The 24,489-nt window shown below is 66.1% G+C and carries 19 protein-coding genes; 5 read left to right on the top strand and 14 right to left on the bottom strand.

The annotated features are described in order from the left end of the window. Positions 1–40: 40 nt before the first annotated feature. Positions 41–574 (bottom strand): Uma2 family endonuclease, encoded by a 534-nt coding sequence (locus tag CHB87_RS02770; RefSeq protein WP_089406840.1) that lies wholly within the window; start codon positions 572–574, stop codon positions 41–43. Between the two features lie 156 nt (positions 575–730). On the opposite strand from CHB87_RS02770, the gene lpdA reads away from it, so the two are divergent. Next, positions 731–2,191, top strand: a complete 1,461-nt coding sequence (gene lpdA / locus CHB87_RS02765; RefSeq protein ID WP_089406839.1) for a dihydrolipoyl dehydrogenase — start codon at positions 731–733, stop codon at positions 2,189–2,191. A 70-nt stretch (positions 2,192–2,261) separates the two neighbouring features. After that, positions 2,262–3,521, top strand: a complete 1,260-nt coding sequence (locus tag CHB87_RS02760; RefSeq protein ID WP_089406838.1) for an amidohydrolase family protein — start codon at positions 2,262–2,264, stop codon at positions 3,519–3,521. A 15-nt stretch (positions 3,522–3,536) separates the two neighbouring features. On the opposite strand, the gene CHB87_RS02755 is transcribed toward CHB87_RS02760, so the two are convergent. Then, a complete protein-coding gene (locus tag CHB87_RS02755; protein WP_176441547.1) occupies positions 3,537–4,817 on the bottom strand; it encodes a GGDEF domain-containing protein in 1,281 nt (426 codons plus the stop codon). A 128-nt stretch (positions 4,818–4,945) separates the two neighbouring features. Here CHB87_RS02755 and lipB point away from each other — a divergent pair, with 128 nt between their 5' ends. Further along, positions 4,946–5,695: a lipoyl(octanoyl) transferase LipB gene (gene lipB / locus CHB87_RS02750; RefSeq protein WP_089406836.1), complete on the top strand. Its 750-nt coding sequence runs from the start codon at positions 4,946–4,948 to the stop codon at positions 5,693–5,695. A 145-nt stretch (positions 5,696–5,840) separates the two neighbouring features. After that, positions 5,841–7,457, top strand: a complete 1,617-nt coding sequence (sucB, locus tag CHB87_RS02745) for a 2-oxoglutarate dehydrogenase, E2 component, dihydrolipoamide succinyltransferase (RefSeq protein ID WP_089406835.1) — start codon at positions 5,841–5,843, stop codon at positions 7,455–7,457. 173 nt (positions 7,458–7,630) lie between these two features. Here sucB and CHB87_RS02740 read toward each other — a convergent pair whose 3' ends face one another. Further along, positions 7,631–8,272 carry a TetR/AcrR family transcriptional regulator gene (locus CHB87_RS02740; RefSeq protein WP_089406834.1) on the bottom strand — a complete coding sequence of 214 codons (642 nt, stop codon included), beginning with the start codon at positions 8,270–8,272 and terminating at the stop codon, positions 7,631–7,633. Positions 8,273–8,482: 210 nt separating this feature from the next. On the opposite strand from CHB87_RS02740, the gene CHB87_RS02735 reads away from it, so the two are divergent. After that, positions 8,483–9,547 carry a carboxypeptidase-like regulatory domain-containing protein gene (locus CHB87_RS02735; protein ID WP_089406833.1) on the top strand — a complete coding sequence of 355 codons (1,065 nt, stop codon included), beginning with the start codon at positions 8,483–8,485 and terminating at the stop codon, positions 9,545–9,547. 25 nt (positions 9,548–9,572) lie between these two features. Here the strand turns inward: CHB87_RS02735 and CHB87_RS02730 are convergent, their stop codons facing one another. The 11 genes from CHB87_RS02730 to CHB87_RS02680 all read right to left on the bottom strand — a co-directional run bounded on the left by CHB87_RS02730 (position 9,573) and on the right by CHB87_RS02680 (position 24,413). Beyond that, positions 9,573–10,154 (bottom strand): hypothetical protein, encoded by a 582-nt coding sequence (locus CHB87_RS02730; RefSeq protein WP_217896998.1) that lies wholly within the window; start codon positions 10,152–10,154, stop codon positions 9,573–9,575. Positions 10,155–10,177: 23 nt separating this feature from the next. Further along, complete coding sequence (locus tag CHB87_RS22130; RefSeq protein ID WP_176441546.1) at positions 10,178–10,348, bottom strand: hypothetical protein; 171 nt, start codon at positions 10,346–10,348, stop codon at positions 10,178–10,180. A gap of 78 nt (positions 10,349–10,426) precedes the next feature. Beyond that, entirely contained in the window at positions 10,427–11,584 is a 1,158-nt protein-coding gene (gene purK / locus CHB87_RS02720; RefSeq protein WP_089406830.1) for a 5-(carboxyamino)imidazole ribonucleotide synthase, read from the bottom strand. Then, positions 11,581–12,078, bottom strand: a complete 498-nt coding sequence (gene purE / locus CHB87_RS02715; protein WP_089406829.1) for a 5-(carboxyamino)imidazole ribonucleotide mutase — start codon at positions 12,076–12,078, stop codon at positions 11,581–11,583. The genes purK and purE overlap by 4 nt, the downstream gene beginning before the upstream one ends. Positions 12,079–12,180: 102 nt before the next feature. Continuing rightward, positions 12,181–12,402, bottom strand: a complete 222-nt coding sequence (locus CHB87_RS02710; protein ID WP_089406828.1) for a hypothetical protein — start codon at positions 12,400–12,402, stop codon at positions 12,181–12,183. A gap of 13 nt (positions 12,403–12,415) precedes the next feature. Next, positions 12,416–14,755, bottom strand: a complete 2,340-nt coding sequence (locus CHB87_RS02705) for a hypothetical protein (RefSeq protein WP_089406827.1) — start codon at positions 14,753–14,755, stop codon at positions 12,416–12,418. Then, positions 14,752–15,993, bottom strand: coding sequence for a phage portal protein (locus CHB87_RS02700; RefSeq protein WP_089406826.1), 1,242 nt, complete (start codon positions 15,991–15,993; stop codon positions 14,752–14,754). The genes CHB87_RS02705 and CHB87_RS02700 overlap by 4 nt, the downstream gene beginning before the upstream one ends. Positions 15,994–16,277: 284 nt before the next feature. Next, complete coding sequence (locus CHB87_RS02695; protein ID WP_089406825.1) at positions 16,278–17,141, bottom strand: DUF3037 domain-containing protein; 864 nt, start codon at positions 17,139–17,141, stop codon at positions 16,278–16,280. Between the two features lie 13 nt (positions 17,142–17,154). Beyond that, the gene (locus CHB87_RS02690; RefSeq protein WP_089406824.1) at positions 17,155–18,015 is read right to left on the bottom strand and encodes a HipA family kinase; all 861 of its coding nucleotides are present in this window, start codon (positions 18,013–18,015) and stop codon (positions 17,155–17,157) included. 134 nt (positions 18,016–18,149) lie between these two features. Then, on the bottom strand, positions 18,150–19,640 hold the full coding sequence (locus CHB87_RS02685) for a phage terminase large subunit family protein (RefSeq protein ID WP_245817779.1): 1,491 nt from the start codon (positions 19,638–19,640) through the stop codon (positions 18,150–18,152). 153 nt (positions 19,641–19,793) lie between these two features. Beyond that, complete coding sequence (locus tag CHB87_RS02680; protein ID WP_142988179.1) at positions 19,794–24,413, bottom strand: SGNH/GDSL hydrolase family protein; 4,620 nt, start codon at positions 24,411–24,413, stop codon at positions 19,794–19,796. Positions 24,414–24,489: the final 76 nt, after the last annotated feature.

The following is a 24,489-nucleotide window of genomic DNA, read 5'->3' as shown; positions in this document are numbered from 1 at the left end:
CAGTTTGCCTGAGGGCACGCTTTCGGAGTGCCGGCGAGCTCTACCTACCGGCCTCGAACTCGTCCACCTGCGCAAACAATTCCGCCAGCACAACGCGTATCGGCGTCCCGGTCACGGTCAGCTCGCCATTCGCAGGCATCACGAATCCGGACGAATTGCTCATATAGGCCGTGCGTCGAACCGGGTCGATCACCCACACGTTCTCGACTCCCATGCCCACGTAGTCGTCCACGCGTTCCTGCATATCGCCGAGGGTGTCGTCCCGCGAGAGCACCTCAATGCAAAGCAGGGGCGCGGTGTAGACGATACGGTCAGCCGGGTCGCTACGCCGTACGATGCAGAGGTCGGGAATGCGGAAGTGGGTCGCCGAGGTCTGAACTCGCTGCTCCGGCAAAGGTAGAACATTCCAAAGATTGCGGTTTTGCGCGAAGATTACGCTCAAAACCATCTGCAGCATGGCATGCGGACGTTCGCCCAGGTTCCTCTCCCTCACCTCGCCGTCGATGTAGTCGCGGTCGGGCCGGTAGGTCGTGTTCAGGTATTCGCTGACCGAGATGAGCGCCGTCGTCGCCATGTGATCGAGTATCGCACCGGGATTCAACCTTGAGAAGCACATTGTGACGCCGATTCGCCACGCCGCCGTTCGAGTACCGCACCCGATTTTCAGCCCCACTTGACGCCAAGCGTAAAATTCAAACTGTTGATATTCGGCACCGAACGGAGAGTTCCCTTGGCAGAGACGATTTACGACCTCGTAGTGATTGGCGGCGGACCCGCCGGCTACACCTGCGCGATTCGCGCCGCACAGTTCGGCCTCAAGGTCGCGCTCATCGAGAAGACCGACAAGCTCGGCGGCACCTGTCTGCACTGGGGCTGCATCCCGACAAAGTCCATGCTCTTCTCGGCCGAGATCTGGGACCACCTCAAGCACTCGTCCAAATACGGCATCGACGTCGGCGACGTGAAGCTGAACTGGGCCAATGTCATCGCGCGCAAGAACGAGGTCACCGCCAAGCACACCAAGGGCCTCGACTTCCTGATGAAGAAGAACAAGATCACGGTCTTCCGCGGACACGGCCGCCTGACCGGCGCAGCCGTCGCCGGCGTACACACCGTATCGGTCACCGCCGAGGACATCGGCAAGGGTAAAGACGCGCAGGCCGAAGGCTATACGTCGCAGAAGGCCGCCGAGGTGAAGGCCAAGTCCGTCGTCATCGCCACCGGCTCCGACGCGCGCATGCTGCCGGGTTACAAGTCCGACGAGACCATCATGACCAACATGGAGGTTCTCACGACCGACCACTGCCCGAAGTCCCTGATCGTCATCGGTTCGGGCGCGGTCGGCGTCGAGTTTGCCTCGGTCTTCAAGAGCTTCGGCGCGGATGTGACCATCCTCGAGGCGCTGCCCCGCATCGTGAACGCCGAGGACGAAGAGATCTCCAAGGAGCTTACGCGCCTGTACAAGAAGCGCGGCATCGACATCAACGTCTCCTGCAAGGTCGAGAAGATCGAGAAGAACGCCGAGGGCGCGCTCGTCACCTACACGACCGCAGCCGGCAAAACCGAGACCAAGCAGGCGGAGAAGGTTCTGGTCGCCGTGGGACGCGCGCCCCGCACCTACGACTGCGGCCTCGACAAGACGAACATCCAGCTCGAGCGTGGCTTCATCATGCCGAACCAGTGGATGGAGACGTCGGAACCCGGCATCTACGCCATCGGCGACATCGTCGGCGGCCTGCCGCAGCTCGCGCACGTCGGCGCCATGTGCGGCCTGGTGGTCGCGTCGAAGCTGGCCGGCAAGTACGCCCGCCCGGTCAATCGCCAGCGCATCCCCGGCTGCACGTACTGCGACCCGCAGATCGGGTCTGTCGGTCTGACGGAGGCTCAGGCGAAGGAGAAGGGCTACCAGGTCAAGGTCGGCAAGTTCCCCTTCGCCGGCAACTCCAAGGCGACGATCCTCGACAGCCACGACGGCTTCGTGAAGGTGGTCTCGGACGCGAAGTACGGCGAGGTGCTGGGCGTCCACATCATCGGCCCCATGGCGACCGAGATCATCGCCGAGTGCGTCACGGCGATCGAACTCGAAGCCACGGTCGAAGAGATGATGTTCACCATCCACGCCCACCCCACGCTCGCCGAAAGCCTGCTGGATGGCTTCTCCAGCGTCGAAGGCCTGGCCGTCAACGTGTAGTTCCCACTCCCGAAACGCACGAGGCCGGGCAATCAGCCCGGCCTCATTTCATTGCCGAGGTACACCTCCGATGCGTATCGTGACCCTCCTTGCCGCCGCCATCCTCTGTGCCGGCCCCGGCGCTCGCGCCGCCGACCTCGTCCTCACCCACGCCCGCATCTACGCCTCGCCCACCGCAAAGCCCATCGAAGACGGAACCATCCTCATCCACGACGGCAAGATCGTCTCAGCCGGCAAGTCGATCCAAATCCCAAAGAACATCCCGGCGGACGACATCCTCGACTGCAAGGGTCAAACCGTCACCGCTGGCCTCTGGAACAGTCACGTTCACCTGCTGCCGGTGCAGTTCCTCCACGCCGACGAGAAATCCGCCCCGGAGCTAACAAAGGCGTTCCAGGAGATGCTCACGCGCTGGGGCTTCACCACGGTCTTTGACATCGCCTCGACGCTCGCGAACGCCGAGACCCTCCGCAACCGGATAAACACCGGCGAGGTGCGAGGTCCAAACATCCTCACCGTCGGGGAGCCCTTCTTTCCGCCGCACGGCGTGCCCGTCTACGTCCAGGGCTACCTCGCCCAGCAGCACATCACGCTACCCGACGACGCCACCACCGCCGAAGCCGCCGCGAGGGCTCAGAAGCAGATCGAAGCAGGCGCCGACGGCGTCAAGATCTTCGCCGGCTCCATCCAGGAAGACACCGTCCTGATGATGCCGCTCGACCGCGCGAAGGCCATTGTGAACGAAGCCCACCGGCTGCATCGGCCGGTCTTTGCGCATCCGACCAATCTGGCCGGCGTCAATCTCGCACTGGACTCGGGCGTGGACATCCTCGCCCACGTCACCTCCGACTCGCACGACGGACCGTGGCCGTCCGCGCTGGTCCAGCGCATGCTCTCCGCCCATATGGCGCTCATCCCCACGCTCACGCTCTTCGACGTGGAGGCGAAAAAGGGAGGCGCGACACCGGAGGCAGCCGCGAAGTTCGCCGACCAAGCCGTCGCGCGCCTGCGCGCCTACGCCTCCGCTGGCGGCGAGATTCTCTTCGGCACGGACGTCGGCTACATCTACCAGTTCGACACGACCGAGGAGTATGCGCTCATGCAGCACGCCGGTATGAGCTTCCCGCAGATCCTCGCCTCGCTCACCACGAGCCCCGCTCGACGCTTCGGTCTCTCCGCCCACACAGGCTCCATCGCGCCGAAGATGGATGCGGACCTCGTCGTCCTCGAAGGCGATCCCGCCGCCGACATCACCGCCTTTGCCCGCGTCCGCTGCACGATTCGCAACGGGACGGTGATCTATCGAGCGCCGGAGAAGACGAAGCAGTAGATATCGTGCCTTGGGTTACGCGCTCCGTGGCGTCGTCCTGCGATCGTTCGTCCCGATAAGTCCCCGGTTCGCCTTGCCGCTCTCCTTGGCGGCGTACATGCGGCGGTCCGCGACGCGGATCAGTTCGGTCACCGCGTCTTCACCGCGGGCTCTGCCCGTGTCCTCGGGGAACGATGCGGTTCCCACGCTGGCCTGCACGGAGACCGTGACCTCCTCGTCGATCCGGACCGGCTCCCGCACCGCCGCGCGCACGGCCAGGGCCAGCGACTCCAGGTCGTGGTTCGAGACGATCAGGTACTCATCCCCGCCCATCCGCACCACGGTATCCTCCGCATCGGCAAGCCGTCGCAGCCGCACGGCGATCTGCCGCAGTAGCAGGTCGCCGGCCAGGTGTCCATGCCGATCGTTCACTGCCTTGAAGCCGTTCAGATCCAGCAGCAGAACACCCGCCCTGCCGCTTTGCACCGCGGCCAGCAGGCTCTGCTCCATGAACCGGCGATTGGGCAGGCCCGTCAGTTGATCGTGCAGCGCCAGCAGCTTGTTCTCGCGCATCGCGTCTTCGAGCAGAATCACCAGCATGCCGATCGGCACCGCAAAGCGCTGCATCGCCCAGATCGACTCCGCCAGCGGCCGAAGCGTCGCGATCTGCAGCAGCCACGGATGCAGAAAGAAGCTCGTGGACCAGACGGCAAGGCTGCCCACCACCATGAGGCGTCCAAGCTGGCCTCGTCCCAGCCGGAACCACAGGTGGAACGCCGCGCGGCTGTAGACGAAGCCCAGCCCCCAGTAGGCCGCGGCCCGGAAGTTGCCGTTCGCGCCGAAGGCTCCGACGGCGCACCACAGCAAAAGCTGCCACACCACATACGGCCATCTGCGGCAGAGGGCAAATCCGACCGCAAGACAAACCACCGCGCCGCCCGCCGCGCACGCGACGAAGACCTCCGGACGATAGACCTGCAGACCGTACAGCAGCTCCAGCGCCAGGAAGGGAACTGCATTCCATGCCAGCAGCTTCGTCTGGCCGGAGCGGCCTTCGTCCTGCCAGCCGGTAAAGAGCAGCAGCACGACCCCCGCCAGCATGTCGGCGCACAGCCGGAAGGTGTGGACCATGATCGCCTGCGGGCCGCTGGCCTTCGCAAAGTACCAGGCGACCTGCGAGGCCAGCACCAGGCTCATCGCGACCAGCCAACTGCCGATCGCGAGCTTCGACTCCCGATGCCGCAGCACTAGCAGCATGACGATCAGCAGCACCAGCGCCGCCGTATTCGGAAGGTTGATGAGTTGTTCCGGCCTCATAAAGCACCCTCCGGTTACTGAAGTCACCTGCATTGAGTCAACGTCAGAATTGAAACATACTCCCAACTCGCGTCTTTGCGGCGATGAATCTGCGTTGACCGCGAAGATTCTCGTAAGCTGGTGCAAGCATGTTCGTCCACCTTTTATCCCTCGGCCGCGTGCCCTACGCCGAAGCCCTCGCCATCCAGCAGCGGGTGGTCGCCGCGCGCAAGGCGGGCCTGATCGCCGACACGCTCCTGCTGCTCGAACACCCGCCGGTGCTGACGCTGGGCCGCAACTCCGACCGCGCCAACATCCTCGCCAGCGACGAGCTTCTCGCCGCAAAGGGAGTGGAACTCCACGACACCAACCGCGGCGGCGACGTCACCTACCACGGCCCCGGACAGCTCATCGGCTACCCCATCGTCGATCTGCGCGGCGATCTGCCGGGCAAGAAAGGCCCGCACCTCGGCCCGGTCGACTTCATCCGTCTGCTGGAGGAGGTGCTCATCCGCACCTGCGGCGAGTACGGCGTCATGACGCAGCGGGTGAAGGGCCGCACCGGCGTCTGGACCTTCGCCGGCGGCAGCATTCTCGAAAAGAAGATCGCCGCGCTCGGCGTGCATGTCTCGCAGGGCGTCACCTCGCACGGCTTCGCGCTCAATGTCACGACCGACCTGCGCGACTTCCAGTGGATCGTCCCCTGCGGCATCGCGGACCGCGACGTCACCAGCCTTGAACTCGAAACCCCGCACGACCCGCCGCCCACCTTCGACCAGGTGTTGAACGCGACCGCACGCAACTTCGGCAAGGTCTTCGACCGGCAGATGCTCTGGACCGAGTCGGTCGACGAGCTTCTCGGCACTGAGATCGGTGTCCACGGCGCGGACCGGGGTTGAACCCTCTCCGGGGCCGGCCTGGCGTCCGATTTCTGCAACATCCGTCCTATAACCGCACGGATTGGGCACCCAGTCGTCTCGGAGTCTTATAATCCAGTGGCGCACGGTTTACACTTTCAAGCTCGACCGACGATAAGGAACTCTCATGGCGACCGAAGTAGTAATGCCCCAGATGGGCGAATCCATCACCGAAGGCACCATCACCAAGTGGCTGAAGAAGCCGGGCGACAGCGTCCTGCGCGACGAGCCGCTCTTCGAAATCTCGACCGACAAGGTCGACGCTGAGATCCCTTCGCCCACCGCCGGCACGCTGGAAGAGATCAAGATCGCCGAGGGCACGACCGTCCAGGTGAACACCGTCGTCTGCACGATTGCCGAGACCGGCTCGGTCGCCGCTCCTCCCGCTCCAGTCGACCTGAAGGCCGACTCCGCCACTCCCGCCGCCGAGGCGACCGCCGCCATTGAGGCCGCGATTCCGCCCCCGGCGCCGGAGGCCGCTGGCGGCACCGACGTCATGATGCCGCAGATGGGCGAGTCCATCACCGAGGGCACCATCACGAAGTGGCTCAAGAAGGTGGGCGACAGCGTTCAGCGCGACGAGCCGATCTTCGAGATTTCGACCGACAAGGTGGACGCGGAGATTCCGTCGCCCGTCGCCGGCATCCTCACCGAGATCAAGGTGCAGGAAGGCTCGACCGTTACCGTCAACTCCATCGTCGCGGTCATCGGCGGCGGCGCTGCCGCTCCGGCCGCGAAGGCTGCCCCGGCCGCCGCGCCCGCGGCTCCGGCGCCGGCCGCCGCCGCGGCTCCCGCTGCCTCCGCCTCGGTGGGCGAGACGCCGCGCTCCTCGCCGCTGGTCCGCAAGATCGCGTCGGACAACAATGTCGACCTCTCCGGCGTCCCCGGCACTGGCTCCCAGGGCCGCATCACCAAGCAGGACATCCTCGGCCACCTCGAAGCCCCTGCGGCCAAGCCCGCCGCCGCACCGGCCCCCGCGGCCGCTGCTCCGCCGGCTCCCGCGCCGGTTGCCCAGGCGGCGCCGGCCTTCGTCCCGCAGGGCGGCGAGCTGGTACCCATGACCAAGATGCGCTCCATCATCGCCAAGCGCATGGTCGAGAGCAAGCAGACCAGCCCGCACGTCCACACCGTCTTCAAGGTCGACATGACGCGCATCGTCAAGCTGCGCGAGAAGGAAAAGAACAAGTACGAGCAGCGCAACGGCGTGAAGCTGACCTACATGCCGTTCATCACGCGCGCCGCCGTGAACGCCCTGCGCAAGCACCCGATCGTGAACGCCGCCGTCCAGGGCGACGCGATCCTCTACAACAAAAACATCAACATCGGCATCGCGGTCGCGCTCGACTGGGGCCTGATCGTTCCGGTCATCAAGGGCTGCGAGGAGCGCAACTTCCTCGGCATCACGCGCGCGATCATCGATCTCGCCGACCGCGCGCGCAACAAGAAGCTGAAGCCGGACGAGGCATCGGGCGGCACGTTCACCCTGACCAACTCGGGCATCTTCGGCGAGCAGTTCGGCACGCCGATCATCAACCAGCCGCAGGCGGCGATCCTCGGCATCGGAGGCCTGAACAAAGAGCCAATGGTGATCACCGACAAGGACGGCCAGGACTCGCTCGCCATTCGCTCGATCCAGCGCTTCACCCTGGGCTTCGATCACCGGATCGTCGACGGCGCGGACGCAGGCAAGTTCATGACCGACTTCAAGCAGTACCTCGAGAACTGGTCCGAAGACATCGGCTAGCTCTTGGCCATGCAAGACGTGACGCGGCAGCCATTTGGCTGCCGCGTCTCGTTTGCGGCGGCAAAACTATCCGACTCGGGTGTCGGGCTGATCTCGTATGCCGGCATCGTGTCGTGTCAATTTGAATGTAATCCGATTGGCGACCCCTTGCGAATCTTGAAATGGTGAGCTATTCACTCGCCCCGCCCGTCCGCGCTCCGCAGCAGATAGCTTTCCGCCAGCATCCGCAGCTCCCGGCGCAGCATGCCGACTGCCTCCGGTCTGGCGCCGTTTTCCATCACGTGGCGCGTCGTTCCGGCCATGGCGGCGTAGAGCATCTGCACTGTCTCTTCCAGACGTTCGAACCGGGCGCCGGGCGCTGTGCGCAGCATGGCCGCCAGCGCGGTTCGCGCTCGTTCGCCCGTGTGGCGGATCAGCGAGATGCTGTTCATCTCCGCCGCCACCGCGTACAGCGCGCGCGAGACGTCCGCGCGCTCCATCTTGGCGTCCACGAAGCTCTGAATCACCGCGTCGACCATCGCCGGGATCGGCTTGCCCAGGCTTTCGCCACAGGCCCGCTCCACCGCCGCGACCACGCGGTTCAGATGCCGCTCCATCACCGCGTAGAGCAGCGCCTGCTTGTGCGGGTAGTACTGATACAGCGTGCCGACCGAGACCCCCGCGCGCGTCGCCACCCGCGTCGTCGTCAGACGGTCCGGGCCATGGCTCAGCAAGACCTGAATCGCCGCCTCGTGGATGGCGTCCACCGTGACGCCGGAGCGAGCCTGCACCGGCGTCTTTCTTGCCTCGAATGCTGCCGGCGCTGTCGATCCCATCTGCGAACTCCTTAACTGAAGCTTCCTTCACCCGGCCTCACTCTAAACAGATGCACGGAAGCGCCGACCGGACCATCTTTGCAGGAGGCGATTCGCACGAGTCCGCTGCCGGGGAATCGTTTGACTGGACCCTTTCAAACCGCGCCCGCATCGTATTTCGGTAGGCCTGGCTTCAGGCCGACTTAACTCAACGTACGGTAGAGTCACTGAATGAAGCAGAAGAGCAGGCTCCGCACTCGTCGAAACCGTCTCGGCGCCTCTGCGCTGTGCGCGGGGCTGGTCTTTGCATGTCCGGCTCCGGCCACGGCGCAGGCGGCGTTCGCGCTGGCGGGTAACTCTCTGCCCGATGCGCCGGGAACGGCGACGGTCTCGGGCGTCGTGGTCGACCGGAGCGGCGCGGCGGTCGAGGGCGCGCTCGTCTGGCTGATCCGCGCCGACGGAACCAACCTGCCGGGGGTCAAAGCCAGTCCGCATGGCGAGTTCACCCTGGCGAATGTGTCGGCGGGCACGTACCGGCTCAGCGTGCAGGCCACGGGCTTCGCGCCTTACATCTCGGAGCCGCTGGTGCTGGTGGACGGCCAGCAATACTCCGCGCCGAGGATGGAGCTGGCCGTGGCGACGGCCGACTCGCAGGTCGAGGTGCTGGCCAACGATCCACACGTCGCCGACCTGCAGGTGAAGGAAGAGGAGAAGCAGCGCGTCGTCGGCATCATCCCCAACTTCTACGTCAGCTACGTACACGATCCCGTGCCGATGAACGCGAAGCAGAAGTACAAGCTGGCGCTGCGCGACACCTTCGACCCCATCGGCTTCGTCGGCGCGGCCATTGGCGCGGAGGCCGAGCAGTTGGGCAAGACCTTTCCCGGATACGGCTACGGCTGGGCCGGATACGGCAAGCGCTATGCCGCCCTCTACGGAGACGGCCTGACCGCCGACCTGCTGAGCCACGCCGTCTTCCCGCAGATCTTCCACCAGGATCCGCGCTACTTTTACCAGGGCACGGGCTCGAAGAAGTCGCGGCTGAAACACGCGCTCGCCTTCGCCTTCGTCACGCGCGGGGACAACGGACGCACGGAGCCGAACTACTCCTACATTCTCGGAAACCTGGGCTCGGGCGCGCTCTCGAACCTCTACTACCCACACGCGGATCGCGGCGCCGGACTCGTCTTCGCCAACGCCGGCCTGGGAGTGCTCGGACAGATGTTCGTCGGTGTCGCGGAGGAGTTCATCCTGCCGCACTTCACGACCAATGTGCCGAAGAAGCCAAAGCCGTAGCCAGAACACTCCCTTGATTGCAACATCAGAAACGATAAACATCCGGTATGTTCAGTGCTTTAAGTTCGCGGATCGGAACGCGGAACACCCCGCGAATCTGAGCGACTTCCTTCACGGCAATTTGAACATGCGTCTTGTCCCAGAAACCTGCTCCTGGATACAGCTCCTTCCCTTCCGGAAAAAGGGCCCTTACTGTATCGAACTCTTTCACGCTTCCATTGGTTTTCTTAGAGACGATCTTGTAGCTGGCGTGGAGATGCTCCATGACCTCCCGGTCCAGAAAGCGCAGGGTAACGTCACCTGCTTCGTCGGTCTTAGCTTTCTTGTTCTCACGCACAGGGCTGCCGGTTATACGCATCAGTTCAAGATAGGTAGTGTGCGCTTCCATCACAGCTTCGGCGCCCTTTCGCGTCGTCAGATCCAGGCAGTTGCCCAACTCAATCACGGCGCCCACGACGCATGGATCTTTCGATCTCCACTGCACTGCCCATTCGTAAGCTCGGAGAATGTCCCACTCCCAGAAATAAGAGCCGGAACCAAGCCAATCGTAAGGTTTATCGCTCAGCTTAAACGGAGAGCCGCTCAATAAGGCTTGAGCGGCCGACACACTACAACCGTGATATCCCAAGACTAGGGACAAGTGGCTTCCGCATCAAGATCGTAGGAGTAGGCTCGGCTTCGCCCGTTTTCATCGATAAGACCCTCCAGCCGAAGCTGTGCAAAGGCTTTTTCCGGCGTGGTGCAGGTGAGCCGAAGTTCTTCGAAGTATGCCGACAGCATTTTGTAATCTGCATCGCTCATCGCTATCCCCCTCCATCGGCGTCCGTACATAAATAATAACTGAGAGCTTCCAAGGACTCTCTCAAGTAGTCCTCAGCACTACAGCGCCGCCTTCGCCGCCAGCACCCGCTCCACGGCCTCTTCGCTGGTTGCGCCGACGGCGGACAGGTGACCCATCTTCCGGCCCTTGCGCGGCTTCAGCTTCTCGTAGAGGTGCAGTCTTACGCCTGGCACCGCCAGCGCGGCGTCGAAGTGCGGCTGGCGCGGCGTCTTGTCGGGGTTGATCCACAGGTCGCCCAGCAGGTTGGCGATCGCCGCTGGCTGGACGACGTCCACATCGCCCAGCGGCAGGTCGCAGACCGCGCGCACGGCCTGCTCGAACTGGCTCGTCACGCAGGCGCGTTCGCTCTCGTGGTAGCTGTTGTGCGGGCGCGGAGCCAGCTCGTTCACCAGCAGCTCGCCGCCCGTGGTGACGAAAAGCTCCACGGCCAGCAGGCCTTCGAGCGCGAAGGTGTCGGCGATCTCGCCGGCGATCTGTCTTGCCCTGGCCTCGAGGCCGGGAGAGATCGGCGCCGGGATGACGCTCCAGTCCAGAATCTGGTTCTCGTGGTGATTCCACGCCGCGGGGTAGACCTTCACCTCGCCGCGCGGGCTGCGCGCGACCATCACGCTGATCTCGCGTTCCAGCTCGACCGCTTTCTCGACGACGCCGGGGCCTTCGCCCAGCGCCTGCCACGCGCCGCGCACCTGATCTTCGGAGACCGGACCGGAGAAGCCGACCTTGCCCTGGCCGCGTCCGTCGTACCCGCCCTGCGCGCTCTTGCAAAACGCCTTGCCGCCGAGCGCGTGGATCGCGTCGCGCGTCTCGTCGAGCGACCGCACCGCGCGGTAGTCGCCGATGGGAAAGCCGTGCTTGCGCAGCCAGTCCTTCTGCTCGATGCGGTTCTGGATGATCGCCAGCATCGCCCCGCCAGGACGCACCGGACAATAAGCCGCGGCGGCCTCCATGCTGGCGTAGGCGATCTGCTCGATCTCGAGCGTCACGACGTCGCAGCCGCGCGCGAGGTTCGCCGCGCCCCGGCTATCGTCCCAGCTCGCCTCGATGCAGCCGTCGACCACGAACCGCGCCGGACAGCCCGGATCGGGGTCCAGCACCAGAATGCGGTATCCCATGCCGCGCGCCGCCATGGCGATCATGCGGCCAAGCTGGCCGCCGCCGAAGATGCCGATCGTTGCGCCGGGAAGCAGTGCGCTCATGCGGTCACCTCGTCGAGCGATTCGTTGAGAACCGTATCTCGTGTGGCCGCTCGCCGCGCCGTCAGCTTCGCGCGCAGGGCATCGTCCGTGGTCGCCAGCATCGCAACGGCGAGCAGCGCCGCGTTCGCCGCGCCGGCCGCGCCGATGGCGAGCGTCCCCACGGGCACGCCCTTGGGCATCTGCACGATGCTCAACAGGGAGTCGAGCCCCTGCAGCCCGGTCGCCGCGACCGGCACGCCGAGCACCGGCACGACCGTCAGCGCCGCGATCATGCCCGGCAGATGCGCCGCGCCGCCCGCTCCGGCGATGATGACGCGCAGGCCGCGCTCCGCCGCCGATTGCGCATAGCTCACCATCAGCTCCGGCGTCCGGTGCGCGCTGACGACCTTCGCCTCATACGGCACGCCGAACTCCCGCAGAATCTCCACCGCGGCCTTCATCACCGCATAGTCGCTGCGGCTCCCCATCACAACCCCGACCAACGTACCGTCCATAAGCCCGATTATACGAGGCGGTCTTTCCTGCTTGTCATTCTCTTATTTGTCATTCCCGTTCTTTTGGTTTGTCATTCCCGCAGGGAATCTGCTGTTGTCTTTTCACCGCCTGCCGCCGAAGTAGCTGATCGCCACATGCAGCACCGTCAGCAGCAGGCCAAATGCGCCGACGGCGCCCTTGCTGCGTTGCACGCTGCGTTCGCTGGCGGCCACCCGCGCCTCCAGCCCCAGCAGCGTGCCCGGCTGTCCGATGCCCATCAACTGATCCATCTGGCTCTTCAACACGCCCAGATCGGCCAGCACCTTCGCCTCAAAATCCGTCATCTTCCGCTCCTCTCTAAACCGGCACATTGGCGACGATCATGCTCGACGCGCGCGAATACAGCGGCGGCGTCGAGGCGTCGTACATCCGCACATAGAAGCGCTCGCCCACCGCCGCGCGGGGAATCGTGAAGCCGCGCACGGGCGACCGCAGGACGAGGTCCTGGTCGACGCCCGGGCCAAAGTCGCCGTCGCGCCGCCGCACCTCGAAGCCTCCGCCGGTGGGCGGCGCCGTGCCTGCGTCGACCACGATCGCGGTCGCGCTGACGCTGACGACGCTAAGCTGCGCCAGGTTCGCGAGCACGAGCCCTGGTGTGGCCGCCGCGGTCGGGGGCAGCAAGGCGTCGGCGGCGAAGCTCTCGCTCAGCGCCAGACCAAGCCCCTCGGCCCAGTCGTTCGCGAAGGCCATGGCGTAGCGTAGCGCCTCGGGACGCGCGTGCAGGTCCTCGACGACGACCCTGCGCACGATCACGTTCGCGGTGTCGCCGCTCGTCGTCAGGGCCAGCACATCGCCCGGCCACACGTCGGCTGGGGGATTCACCGCGACATAACTGCCCGCGACCGCCGCGGCGCGATTGGCCGCGAAGCCCAGCACGGCCTGGGCCGCCGCCTCGCAGTCCGCCGAACTCCGCGCGGGTGGGCGGACCACCCTGCCCAGCCAGGCGGCTGTTCCGGAGGCGCCGCCCGCCGCCTCCGCCGCGATGCTGGCCGCGTCCTCCAGCCGCGCGACCGCGCGCTGCCGGCCGCGATACGTCACGGTTACAATCTCGTTCGCGACCGGAATGCGTCCGCTGAAGAATGTAACCTTTCCGGTATCCACTCCATCCAGCGCGCCCGATCCATAGGTGACGGCGCAGTCCACGCCCTCGCCCGCGACGCCGATCAGCCGCGTGGCGGTCGTCGAGCCGGGCGGCGTGCTCGTCACCCAGACCGACCCGGTCTGCGTCGCCCGCACGTAGCCGATGCTGCCGGTCAGTTGCACGCTGTTCACCGGAACGAAGGTGCAGCTTGCCGGCGTGCTCGCGATGCTGCCGTCGTAGAGCACGGTCGCGGGTGTGTTCGAGGCCGCGCCGAGGTCGATGAGGTCGAAGACGACCGACATCGGGGCCGCGTTCAGCCCGCCGCCAAACTGCGTCACCACCCCGTCGATCGTCGCGTAGTAGGTCTGCTGCACGCGCAGCGGCTCGTTGCAGTGCAGCCGCAGCCGCAGTGTGTACGCATGCCCGCTCGCGAGCGTGTAGGCCGTGCCCACCTCCGCGCCGTTCACGTAGGGCACGACGACCGTGTTGCCGCCCGTCTGGCGCACGTTGTACCCCGCGAAGCAGTTTGCCCGCGAGGTCGCGCCCTGGTAGAGCCCGCAGACGACGCCGTCGCTGCGCGCGGTCAACTGCGTGCTGCCCGATTCGAGCACCAGTGTGCCGCCCATCTCGAGTGCGTCGAGCAGCGTCAGCGTGGTCTGGCCGTCGGCGCCGTTGCCGCCGGTCAGGTTGAGACCCGCGCTTGAAAAGCCCAGGTGCGAGCCCGGATCGGCCACCGCCCAGAGTCGCGTGTCGAAGGCGCCGGCGTTGAAGCTGTCGTTCACGAGCAGGCGCAGACCGGCCTTGGCGCGAAAGGGCTGCTCGGCGAGCGGGAAGGCGGCGGTGGTTCCGTCTCCTGTAACGACTTCGGTTACATACTCCCACGGCTCGATCTCGCCGCTCAGGCTGACGTCGTTGGCCAGCTCCTTGACGGACGAGGTCTTCAGCGCCGCGACCGTCAGCGAGCCGTCGCCGTCGTTGAACGCATGCGTGACGGAGGCGACCGGCGCGATCCCGATGGCCCCGTTCAGCACGCGATAGCCCGCGTAGGCCGATGCCGCGGCGGCGCCCGCCTTCGCCGACCAGTTTGTGCTCTTTTCAGGCACAAATACGCCGACCGCCCTGGTCCCGCCCGCGAGTCCCGCCGTGGTGAAGCCCGTCACCGCCGTCCGCTGCACCAGCCGTTCGACAACCGCGCCCGCCAGCGCGCCCAATCCAGCGGCCTCGCCGAACGGCGCCTGCCGGTCGAGCAGCCACTCGTCGCTGACGGCTGAAAAAGCCAGCCGGTAGACCGGTCCCGCGCTCGCCGAGCCGGCGTATTCGGAGATCGGTTCGGTCGCAAGATAGCCCGTGAATAAAGCCGTTCCAGCGCTATTTGTAACCGTCACGCGAGCCCTGCGAACAGGCGTGGCCAAGGCCGTGCCCGCAAGGCACAGCAGGCCGTGACAGATCGAAGGCTCGTTCAACACACGCTCGATCGTCAGCGGCTTCGAAGCATCGACGGCCTGCGTGTAGTCCACCGCGCCGAGTCCATCCAGATTGTCGAAGGTCAGGTTCAAGCTGCCTCCTCAACTGGAGCCGGTTCGGGAGCAGGCGTCAAAGGCGCAAGCCCACGCGCCGCGCGCACCTCGTCCACTGTGATGACCTTGGCGTTGAGCAGTTGCACCTGGATCTGCACCTCTTCCATCTCATTGCGGCTTTCGAGCTCGTTGAAGGCGAACTCGAACTCGCGCCAGCCCAGCCGTTTGGCGAAGAGGTCGCGCGTGATGTGTCCGGCGAGCAGCTTCGCGACGGGTACGATGGCGGACTGGAAGGCGTCGTCGGCCATCTCGCCGGCGGTCGACTTGTTCACGTCGCCGGTCAGGCCGAGCAGCATCGGCGGCAGGTCGAAGGCGTTGGCGATCATGCGCAGCAGGAACTCCTGCCAGGCGATGCGCAGATCGGCGTCGGTGCCGCCGGCGAAGCGCAGCACCTCGGGCTTCTGCTCGCAGCTCAGCAGCGGCACGCGGCCGGTGCCTTCGATCTCGTCCTGCCACCAGCGGATGAGGCGGTCGTGCTGCTCGGGCGTGGCCTCGTTCAGCCACAGCGCGTACTGGACGACCGAGTTCGAGGCGAGCCGGCCGGCGTAGCGGTTGGCGCTCAGGAACTGATTCACGGTCTCGAACGCGACCTCCAGCCGCCCCAGGCCGAAGGGCGTGTGCGTGCGCGGATTCAGCCGGATGTACATCAGCTCGTCGTCGAGCAGCGGCACCTGCGCGCCCGTTCCGGCGAGGCCCGCGCTCTGCGTATACCTGGGCGTAGCCGGATCTCCCGACCAGCGGCTGTCGATCTGGATCGTCGCGCCGTCGACCGCGTAGAGCTCGAAGGGCCGCGCCGGATCGCCGGTGGCCTCCATCTCGATCGCGCCGAAGCCGCCGACCAGGATGTCCTCGAGCACCTGCTCGAAGAGCGTGCGGAAGCTGTCCGACGCGTTCGGCTCTTCGAGACACATGCGCAGGGCTTCCATCTTGGCCTGCGCATCCTCGGGCGCCGTGCAACCGCGCCGCACGCGCACCTGCCAGTCCATGCTGGCGATGCGGTCCTTCACGATGTTGATGGCGCGCCTGGCGACGGGCGTCTCCGCGAACCGCCGCAGGTTGACCGCGGTCGGCTTGGGCGTCGCCGCCGCGCCGTTGCGTCCGCCCGCTGTGTAGGGCGTCAGGATCGAGGGCAGCGCCGCCGTCTTCCTGGCGCCGTTGGCCGCCTTCACACCCGCCAGCCCCTGCCAAACCTCTGTCACACGTTCCACAAAACCCATGCCGCACCTCCGTGCAAAAAAGTCGATTGCAAAATGAAAGGGGTGCAGCCATTGGCCACGCCCCTGAATCTCTCATCCAACATCCAAATGCTCGCTTTACAGATCGTTTGTTCTACCTAAGAAGCTCGTCATCCTGAGCGGAGCGAAGGACCCCCGTATTGGCGTTTGTCGTTGCTTTTGTCCTCGCTGGAAGGAGGACAACCGCAAGAGCAAAGACCAATACGGGGGTCCTTCACTGCGTTCAGGATGACGAGCGGTTGTAGTCGTTCCATGAAGCGCAAAAGCTAAAATCCAAGCTCCCGCCGCGCCGTCTGGGCCGCCCGCGCCAGATCGTTCACCGTGACCACGCGGATGGCCTGCCGCTCCAGCGTCGCCACGCCGAACTGGTAGCGTTCCTCGGCTTCTTCATTCTCGAAGCCGCCGCCGCGCAGCGCCTCGATCACCGCCGTCAGCTCCAGCGCGGAACCTTCGATCCGTTCCACGCCGTCGCGCAACTGCGGGGCGGAGAAGGCCAGCCCCTTGGCCGCCTCCACATCGCCTTCGAGCGAGACCGCCTGGAACATCCGCACGACCGGCCCTGCATCCCAGCGATAGCCGCAGTCGATCTTCAGCGGATCGCCCGCCGAGGTGTACTGCGCGGCCGGAATGCGTTTGCGCATCGCGCCCCACACGCCGGCCCGCTCGAACTCCGTGCGGATCGCGCCCGAGATCGTCGCGCGCCCACTCTTCGCGCGAATGCGCGCGACCTTCAGCGGTTCGACGTAGAGCGTCATCAACTGGTCCAGCTCGGCCGCGAAGTTTTCGGCCAGGGTAGCCCGCCCCTCGGTGATCTGGATCGAGTTCGACAGCCCGTCCTCGAACGTGTCGAGCACATGCTTCGGATCGAGGGAGCTGACCCCGCGTTCGAGACGCCGCCCCACCTCCTGCTCCAGCGCTTCGAGCATCTCGGTGTCGGCGTCCGCGTCCATGCAGCGCACGCGCGCCCAGTCGCGGGTGAACCGCACGGCCGAGCGGACGGCGGGCACGGCGCCGCTCGCGCCCGCCAGGCCGGCCTCGCGCAGCACCACCCCGATGTTCACGAACTCGCCCTTCACCGTATCCGGCACATACCGGATCAGGAAGAACTCGCACGGCAGACGCTCCGCCACCGCAACCCTCCCCTTACATCACCAACCCGCCAGCCCGTTCGATGCCGTGGAACGAACGCATCGCCACGGTGGTTCCCGTCCAGCGCGGAAACGGCTCACGGTTCGAATCCCGAAAGGCGGCGATCAGCTCGCGCACCCTTGCTCGGCGCTTCACCATCTGCTCCATCAGCCGTTCGATCTCGCCCGTGTCGCCGCCGTACCACTCCGGCGGCACGGCCTCGGCGATGGCCCACAGCTTGCGCGCGTCGAACTCCTCCACGCGCGTCAGCCAGGGCTCGAAGCTCTCCCAACCCGACACGGTCGCATACACGTGGTTGCGTGCATACACGCCGCGCAGCGGGATATCCGGGAAGCTCCACTCGCCCGCATTGAAGCAGAAGCCCTGGTCGATGAACGTGGCGCGATACTTGCGCTCGCGCTGGCGCCGCTCGTACACCGCCTGGCGGCCGTTGCAGTTGCCCGCCCACTTGTCCACGCACAGCATCCCGGCGAACTCGGCCAGGTTGCGCAGCTCGTCCATCTGGGACTCGGGCAGGTAGTCCACCACCTGCCCCGGCATCAGCCCGCCCACATAGCGCGACCCGAACTGCAGCCCCGCATGGCATGGCGCGCGCACCCCGCGGCCGAGCTGCATCTGCATGTCGGGCGTGTTCGCGATCAGCCAGTCCGTCACCTCGACCACGTCGCAGGCCGGCACGGTCAGGCCCACCGCCTCGGCCAGGCGGGTCGCGATCAGCTCGTTCGCCAGCACGCGCAGATGCTGCGGATTGTTCTGAAACTTCACCACCCACAGGCGGCCATCCGCGCCGAGCATCAACTGGCTCTGCGCGCCGCCCCGCATCCTGCGAATCGCCTGTACCGCCAGTACCGCCAACGTCCGAAGCCCTCGGAGCAAGCATACTGCACGGGGTGGATCGGGCCGTTCGCCTATCGCTGGAAATCTTCCCGTTTCGGGAAATGCCCGGGCGCCCCAACCTTCGCGCCGTTGTCAGGATTGGGACGCCCAGGCTACCTGTGCATCTCCGCCCGCACCGCCTGCGCGATCGCCATCGCCATCAGGCAGTCGTCGTGCGAGCCGTTGGCCGCGCCCGTGCGCCCGCCCGCGAAGGTGACGAAGCTGCGGCACTCCTCCAGCAGGCGTCTGCTCTGGAAGAGCTGCGGCGACTCCGACAGCAGCGTGCTCATCCGGCTGATGGCGGCGGGTTTGCTGTTCGCCGTCGTCAGCCAGCCGGGCACGCCGTCGCGTTCGTAGACGCGCTCGTAACGCTCCGTGGACTCCAGGTTCGCCAGCACGGCGGGCCCGTGGTTGTTGCGTTCCACCACCAGCAGCGCGTTGTTGTACTCCCGCGCCAGCGCCGCCGCCTGCTTCGCCGTCTCGATCAGCGAGAGCCGCTGCCGCAGCTCCGCGCACTGCATGCCGGTCGTACGTTCGATCACCTGCATCGCGGCGTAGTCGCCGTCCGGGCCGCCGCCCGCCGTATCCACCGCGACGATGTAGCCTTTGCCCGGAACCGGCGGCAGCCACACCAGCAGCGCGCCGCCTCGCTTCGTCTGCACCGGTCCGCCCAGCGCCCGCAGACGCTGCTCGACCGCCTCGACCTCGAAGCAGCAGTCGCCGCTGGACTTGAAGCAGCTCACCGCGTCCTCGGCGAACTCCTGCGCGCGCAGCCCGTGGTAGCGCTGTTCGAGCGTGCGGCGAAAGCCGATCTGGCCCGCCGACAGACCGTGCCGGTTCATCAACTCCAGCTCGGCTACGTTCATATCTGTAACCGCTGTGGATACATACGCCGGCTCCAGCCACCAGGGAAAGAAGTGCTGGACCAGACTCTCTTCAGGCCCGTTGCCCGAGGCCCGCATCCACTCCTCGTAGAAGCAGCCATAGGCGCCGTTCGGCGTGGACTCGAGACAGATCTCGCCGTCCGGCGTCAGCGCCGCGCGCAGCCCGGCCAGCGTGGCCGAGGCGTCGCGCGGCCAGCGGCTCACCTCGCTGCAGTGCAGGTGGTGGATCGTCAGGCCGCGTCCGGCGTTCTCGTCCGACGCGCTCACCACGCGAAACTCGCTGTCGAGCGCCGGGAAAGACATCTGCCCGATGTTATTGCGGCTGCGTTTCAACGGTCCGGTGCGCAGCTCTTCGGGCAGGTTCTCCCACATGCGCTGCACCATCCGGAAGATGCTCTGGGCGGCCTCGATGGTCTGGGCCACCTGTACGGTCATCACACCCTCCTGGGTGATCGTGCGCAGAAAATACTGCCCCGCGATCCAGGTGGTCATGCCCATCTGTCTTGCCTTCAGTACGATGTTACCGCGGCCCCGCCGCTGCTCATACAGCCGTTGCGCCGTATTCGCATGCAGCGGGGCCAGCTCGCCGGTCTTCAGCCTCACGTTCAGGTACTCGCCGGCCAGGTGAATCCCGGCCGGCGCGCCATCGATCTCTTTCCGCTCGCGCAGGAGCTTACCCCAGGCGAGCAGGTCCTCCAGCCCCAGCTTGTGTTCCTCCACATCGTCCTCTGGTTCCTCCAACCCAATGCCCGGGCGCCCCATTCTTTGCTCGATTTTGAGCAAAGGGTGGGACGTAGACCGCTCAAACGGTGTGCATCCCACCCTTTCGATGAAGCCGAAAGGATGGGGCAACCGAGCATGTTGAACAGGTTCTTACGGCTGTGTCACCACACAGATGTTCACGTCGACCGAGCCTGCATTGATCGCGCTCAGGTTGGCGCCCGTGGCGGTCCAGCTTGCCTGAATCACGCCGTTGCCCGGAACGTTTGCCGCTGCGGGATAGTCGACCGAGTTGACGGTTGCTGCGTTGAACGCGCTGCCGTAGGTTGTCGCGCCTGCGAGCGAGTTGCCGGTGTTGAAGGTAAGGGCCGTGATGCCCGTACCCGCCATCGCGGCGGTCGCATTGGGCGTGACGCCGCAGACCTTTTCCTTCGGCATCAACTGCAGCAGAGGCATCGTGTACGTCGTGCTGTTGATGCCGACGAACGCGACCGGGTTGACGTTGACCTTCATCCAGTAGGGCGTCGAAGGGCTGAGCAGACGGTGCAGCGCCAGCGCATCGTACCGCGCGAAGATCGGCGCTCCGGTGGCGGTGGGGTGCGTGCCATCGCTGTAATACAGCGTATTGGCCGGGGTGTTCAGGTTGCCCATTACTGGGTCGCCCGCCCAGTCGGAGACGGCGACCGCCGGCACAAGGCCGTTCAGTACGCTGTTGACGACGAGGTGGTTATACGACTGGCGCTCCGCCTCATGCGTCGAGTCGAAGGCCTCGTTCGGCGGTACGGTCGTCAGGCTGCAGACCGCGCCCTGCTGTACGGCCAGCGCGCACTCGTTGTACTGGTTGGTGAAGATCACGTTCGGGTCGGTGACGCCGTGCGCGATATCGTTGATGCCGCCTTCGAGCATCAGCACGCGCGGCGAGGGGCCGAACTTGCTGAAGACCGGCGCGATCTTCGTGGGATACGCGGCCAGCAGATCGGCCGAGGCTGCGCCACCCTTACCCATGTTGTAGAACGGCACGTTCAGACCAAGGCTCGCCACCGCCTGCGCGGTGATGGCGCACGCATAGCGGTACGCGCAGACCGAGGTCTCGCGCACCGAGTCGCCGTCCGCCACGATCACGCCCTGGCTGTAGTCGGTGCGATCCTCGGGCAGCACGCTGTACGGCTTCAGCGAACCTTGAACCGCCTCGAACGCCTGCTCCTGCTGGAGCGAGTTCAGCTCGCTGGGAAACGCGATGACGGCGCTCAACGTGCCGCCCCAGGTGAACAGGCTGGAACCCTGAACGTCACCGAGCCACGTCGTCGTGGTTGCGGGGAAGGACGTGGGCGTTCCGTTCACCGGCGTGAAGTTGCCCGAGGAAAGCCGCGCGCCGTTGATATAGACCTTCGGCGCGGTGGCGTCGAAGGTCAGCGATGCGGCTACCGTGCCGGTGATGCGGTCGGTGCTGGTGAAGACCGGGTTCGCACCGACGAGGTATCCCGGACCCTGCTGTGGGGCCGAGGGCGGCACGTTGATGAAGGTTCCGGGTGCATCGCTTGAGACGATCGGCCCGAAGCCGTTTCCGTTCCCGTTCATCTGGGAGAGATCGGTCGTGTACACCAGCAGGATCGTCTTCGCGCCGCCAAGGCAGCCCGCCGGGATCGTGGCATAGTTGTTCGCCGAGGCGTTGAAGCTAAGCCCGCCCTGCACCCATGCGGGTGCGTTCGAGCCCGTGCCCAGCGTGGCCGTGTACGAGCCAACCGTCGCCGGCCAGGTAGAACCCGAGCCGCCTGCGAAGAGGAACTCGCACTGTGGCGTGACCGGCAGCGCCGGCGCCAGCGTGCTCCACGTTCCGTCCTCACGCAGAAAGCGTGTGGCGCTGGCTGTGGCGCCGGGATCGGGCACCGCGCCCTGCGCGTGTCCTGCACCGGATGCCAGGAAGACCGGCAGGTTCGACGCCGGGATCGCACCCGTCACCACGCCTGCGTTGATCGTCGTCGCGTTGATGGTGCTGGCGTTGATGGTGCCTGCGGTCAGCGAGGTGGGGCTCAGGCCGTATTGTGTCCCCCGCAGGTTGAAGCTCAGCGTGCTGGTCGTCGGCGTATACCCGACCGTATCCACACCCACGTTCGAGTCCAGCTCGAAGAGGTTGTAGGCCGAGTTCCACTTGCCGCAGCCGTGCGAGTTGCAATGCACCGCGAAGGCCGCCCGCTCGCCCGCCTCCAGGCTCATCGTACGGTTCCAGACGCCCAGCGCCTGGTAGGCCGAATCCGGCGCCGTGTGCGTGCCGCCGTTGCCCAGATACAGCGAGCTGGACGCCGTGTTGTTGATCTGCCAGCCCGTCAGGCCCGGTCCGTTGTTGCCCGCGTACGCAATGCCCGCCACGCCCACGCGCGTCGGACGCGGCGCGAACTGCTGCACGAACGCCGTATCGGCCAGCACCGACTCCTGGAAGTAGTGCGGCTGCTCCACCGTGTCGCCCGCCGCCCAGGCCACGTTGTTCGCCGCCAGAGTAAACTGCCCGTCGACTGCCTTGGTCGCCGTGTTGAAGACGCCCAGCACCTCGGCCATCGGATAGAGCGCATAGCCGCCGGTCACGACCGTCGCCGCGCCGCCCGTGCTCGTGGCGTTTCCGCCGCTCTGCGCAAAGGTGAAGGTGTTCGGCCCGGTCGAGGTCACGGCGAAGCTGCCGTTGAAGCTCGAGTCCGACACCCCGGCGATCGTCAGCGTCAGACCGCTTACGTCCACCGGCAGATTACCCGCCGTCGTCACCGTCACCACATTCGAGCTGCGGGAGACCGAAGCGATCGACGCATTCACATTCAGGTACGCGCTCGTGTTCGACTGCACGCCCACGATCGCGGTCTGCCCGCCCGCATAGAGCAGCGTCGTCGCGCTGGTCGAAGCGACCACCGGAAAGACCTGCCGGATGCCGTTCAACGTATCGACCGTCTGCTCCAGTCCATAGCCGCACAGCCCGCCCACCGCGACGGTTGCGCCGTTGGCGTGCGCCTTGTTCAGCGTCAGGCTCAGGTGGCTGCCGTCGATGGTCGTATAGGCCGCCATCTCGTAGTTCAGCGGACGCCCATCGTTCACGGCCGCGTCCGTCACGCAGGCCACGCCGCTCGCCGTGGGCAGCGCCGCCGTGTTGGTCTGGAAGCCCGCCGGCACGCCGCTGGTCGCCATCTGCACCGTCACCGTGCCCGGCCGCACGTCGTTCGCCTGCGTCGGAATCAACTGCGCCGTCTCCATCAGCACGCTCACCGGAAAGCTCGTGCCGCTAAAGGTCGCGCTCGGCTGCCGCGCGATGCCGCCGGACAGCGGATCGGTATTGCTGCCGCCTGTCAGCGTGCCGCTCGTCAGCACCTTCGCGGGGTTGGTGTCGATCAGGTAGCGACCCTCGCCCTGCGTCCCGGCTCCTGCTGTCGCCGTCACCTGCACGCTGGTCGAACCGGTCGTGCAGCCGCTGGCGCACGTGCCGTCGAAGACCTGCGTGTCCTCGCTGTACTGCAGGTCGAAGGGATGCGTCGCCTCGTCCGCGTCGTCGCGAAAGCCGCCCGAGGAGACCAGCAACTGGCCGCCCAGCAGGCAGTCGCCCACCGCGTAGCAGGTCTGGCTGAAGCCCGCCAGCACATGCTGGCCCAGCGTATGCTGCACACCCGTCACCTGCGTCGCCGTGTAGGTTGTCTTGAAGTAGGGAACCGACCCCTGGATCTGCTGCGGAAACAGGTTCGAACCGCCGGCCAGACCCTCCTGCTGGACCGAAAGACCCAGCGAAAACGGCTCCGCCACGCCCTCCGTCGCCTTCAGACCGGCCGAGCTGCGCGTCGAAACCACATGCACCGTCGCGGCCGTTTCGACGCCGCCCGCGTGCGGATTTTCCGGGTTCAGAAACGTATCCACCACCGCTCCGCCGCGCAGATCGGTCACATGGGTCTGCGCGTTCCACGTCGCCGGCGCCACGGCCTCGGTCCCGCCGTAGGTCGGCTCCGCCACCACCGCGCAGCCGCTCGCGCAGTCCGCGTCCGCGGTCGCATTGGCGATGCCGTCGTTGCCCGCGGAGCTCACCGACTGGCTCGCATACTGCACGCCGTTCAGGTCGTTCACCGCCAGCGTCGTGCCGAGCGGCTGCGACACCGTCTGCGTGGAGGTCGGCAGGGTGCTCACCTTCTGCGCCAGACCCGCCGTCAACGCCGCTGCCTGCTCGTCCACATACTGCTTGTCCGAAGCCTGCAGGGCCGAGGTCGGATCTCCCGGCAGCACCAGCGGACCCGTCATCGTATCCCCGGTCTTCAGCACATACGGCGTCGAACTATCGAGCGGATGCCCCGTCATCGCCGTCGCAATCGCCGTGTCCACATACGACTTGCTCACCGTCTGCATCGCCACGCTCAGCGGCAGCACCGAGCTCTTGATCGCGCTCACCTGCACCGGATACGCGCTCACCGGCACCACCCAGTACTCGCGCGTCGTGCTGCCGTCGTCCAGGTGATACACCACCGTGTAGAAACTCCCTATCGGCGTCGCGCCCGCGTTCGGCACCAGCGACGCCGTCATCGCGCCGCCCGCGCCGATCGTCACCGAGGTGGAGCCTGCCGGCACCGAGGCGCCGCTCGCCGCTGTGAACGAAGGCCAGCTCACCAGCAGCGTGCCGGCCGCAGCCGTTCCATCCGCGTGATAAACCGTCTCCGTCACCTGCGTCGTCGGCGCCTGGGCATAGCTCACCCCCAGCAGCAACGAAAGCGCCAGCAACACCTCCACCAGCGTCCAACTCTTGCGTCTCAAACCCATCTTGAACCCTCCTCGAACCTGCTGTTGTTTCGGCCCCTTGTGTCCCGCGCCCATACAGCTCGTCATCCTGAGCGCA

This window comes from Granulicella rosea, from assembly GCF_900188085.1.
In the GTDB taxonomy this organism is placed as follows: Bacteria; Acidobacteriota; Terriglobia; order Terriglobales; family Acidobacteriaceae; genus Edaphobacter; species Edaphobacter rosea.
This window is presented reverse-complemented; position numbering and strand designations above follow the sequence as displayed.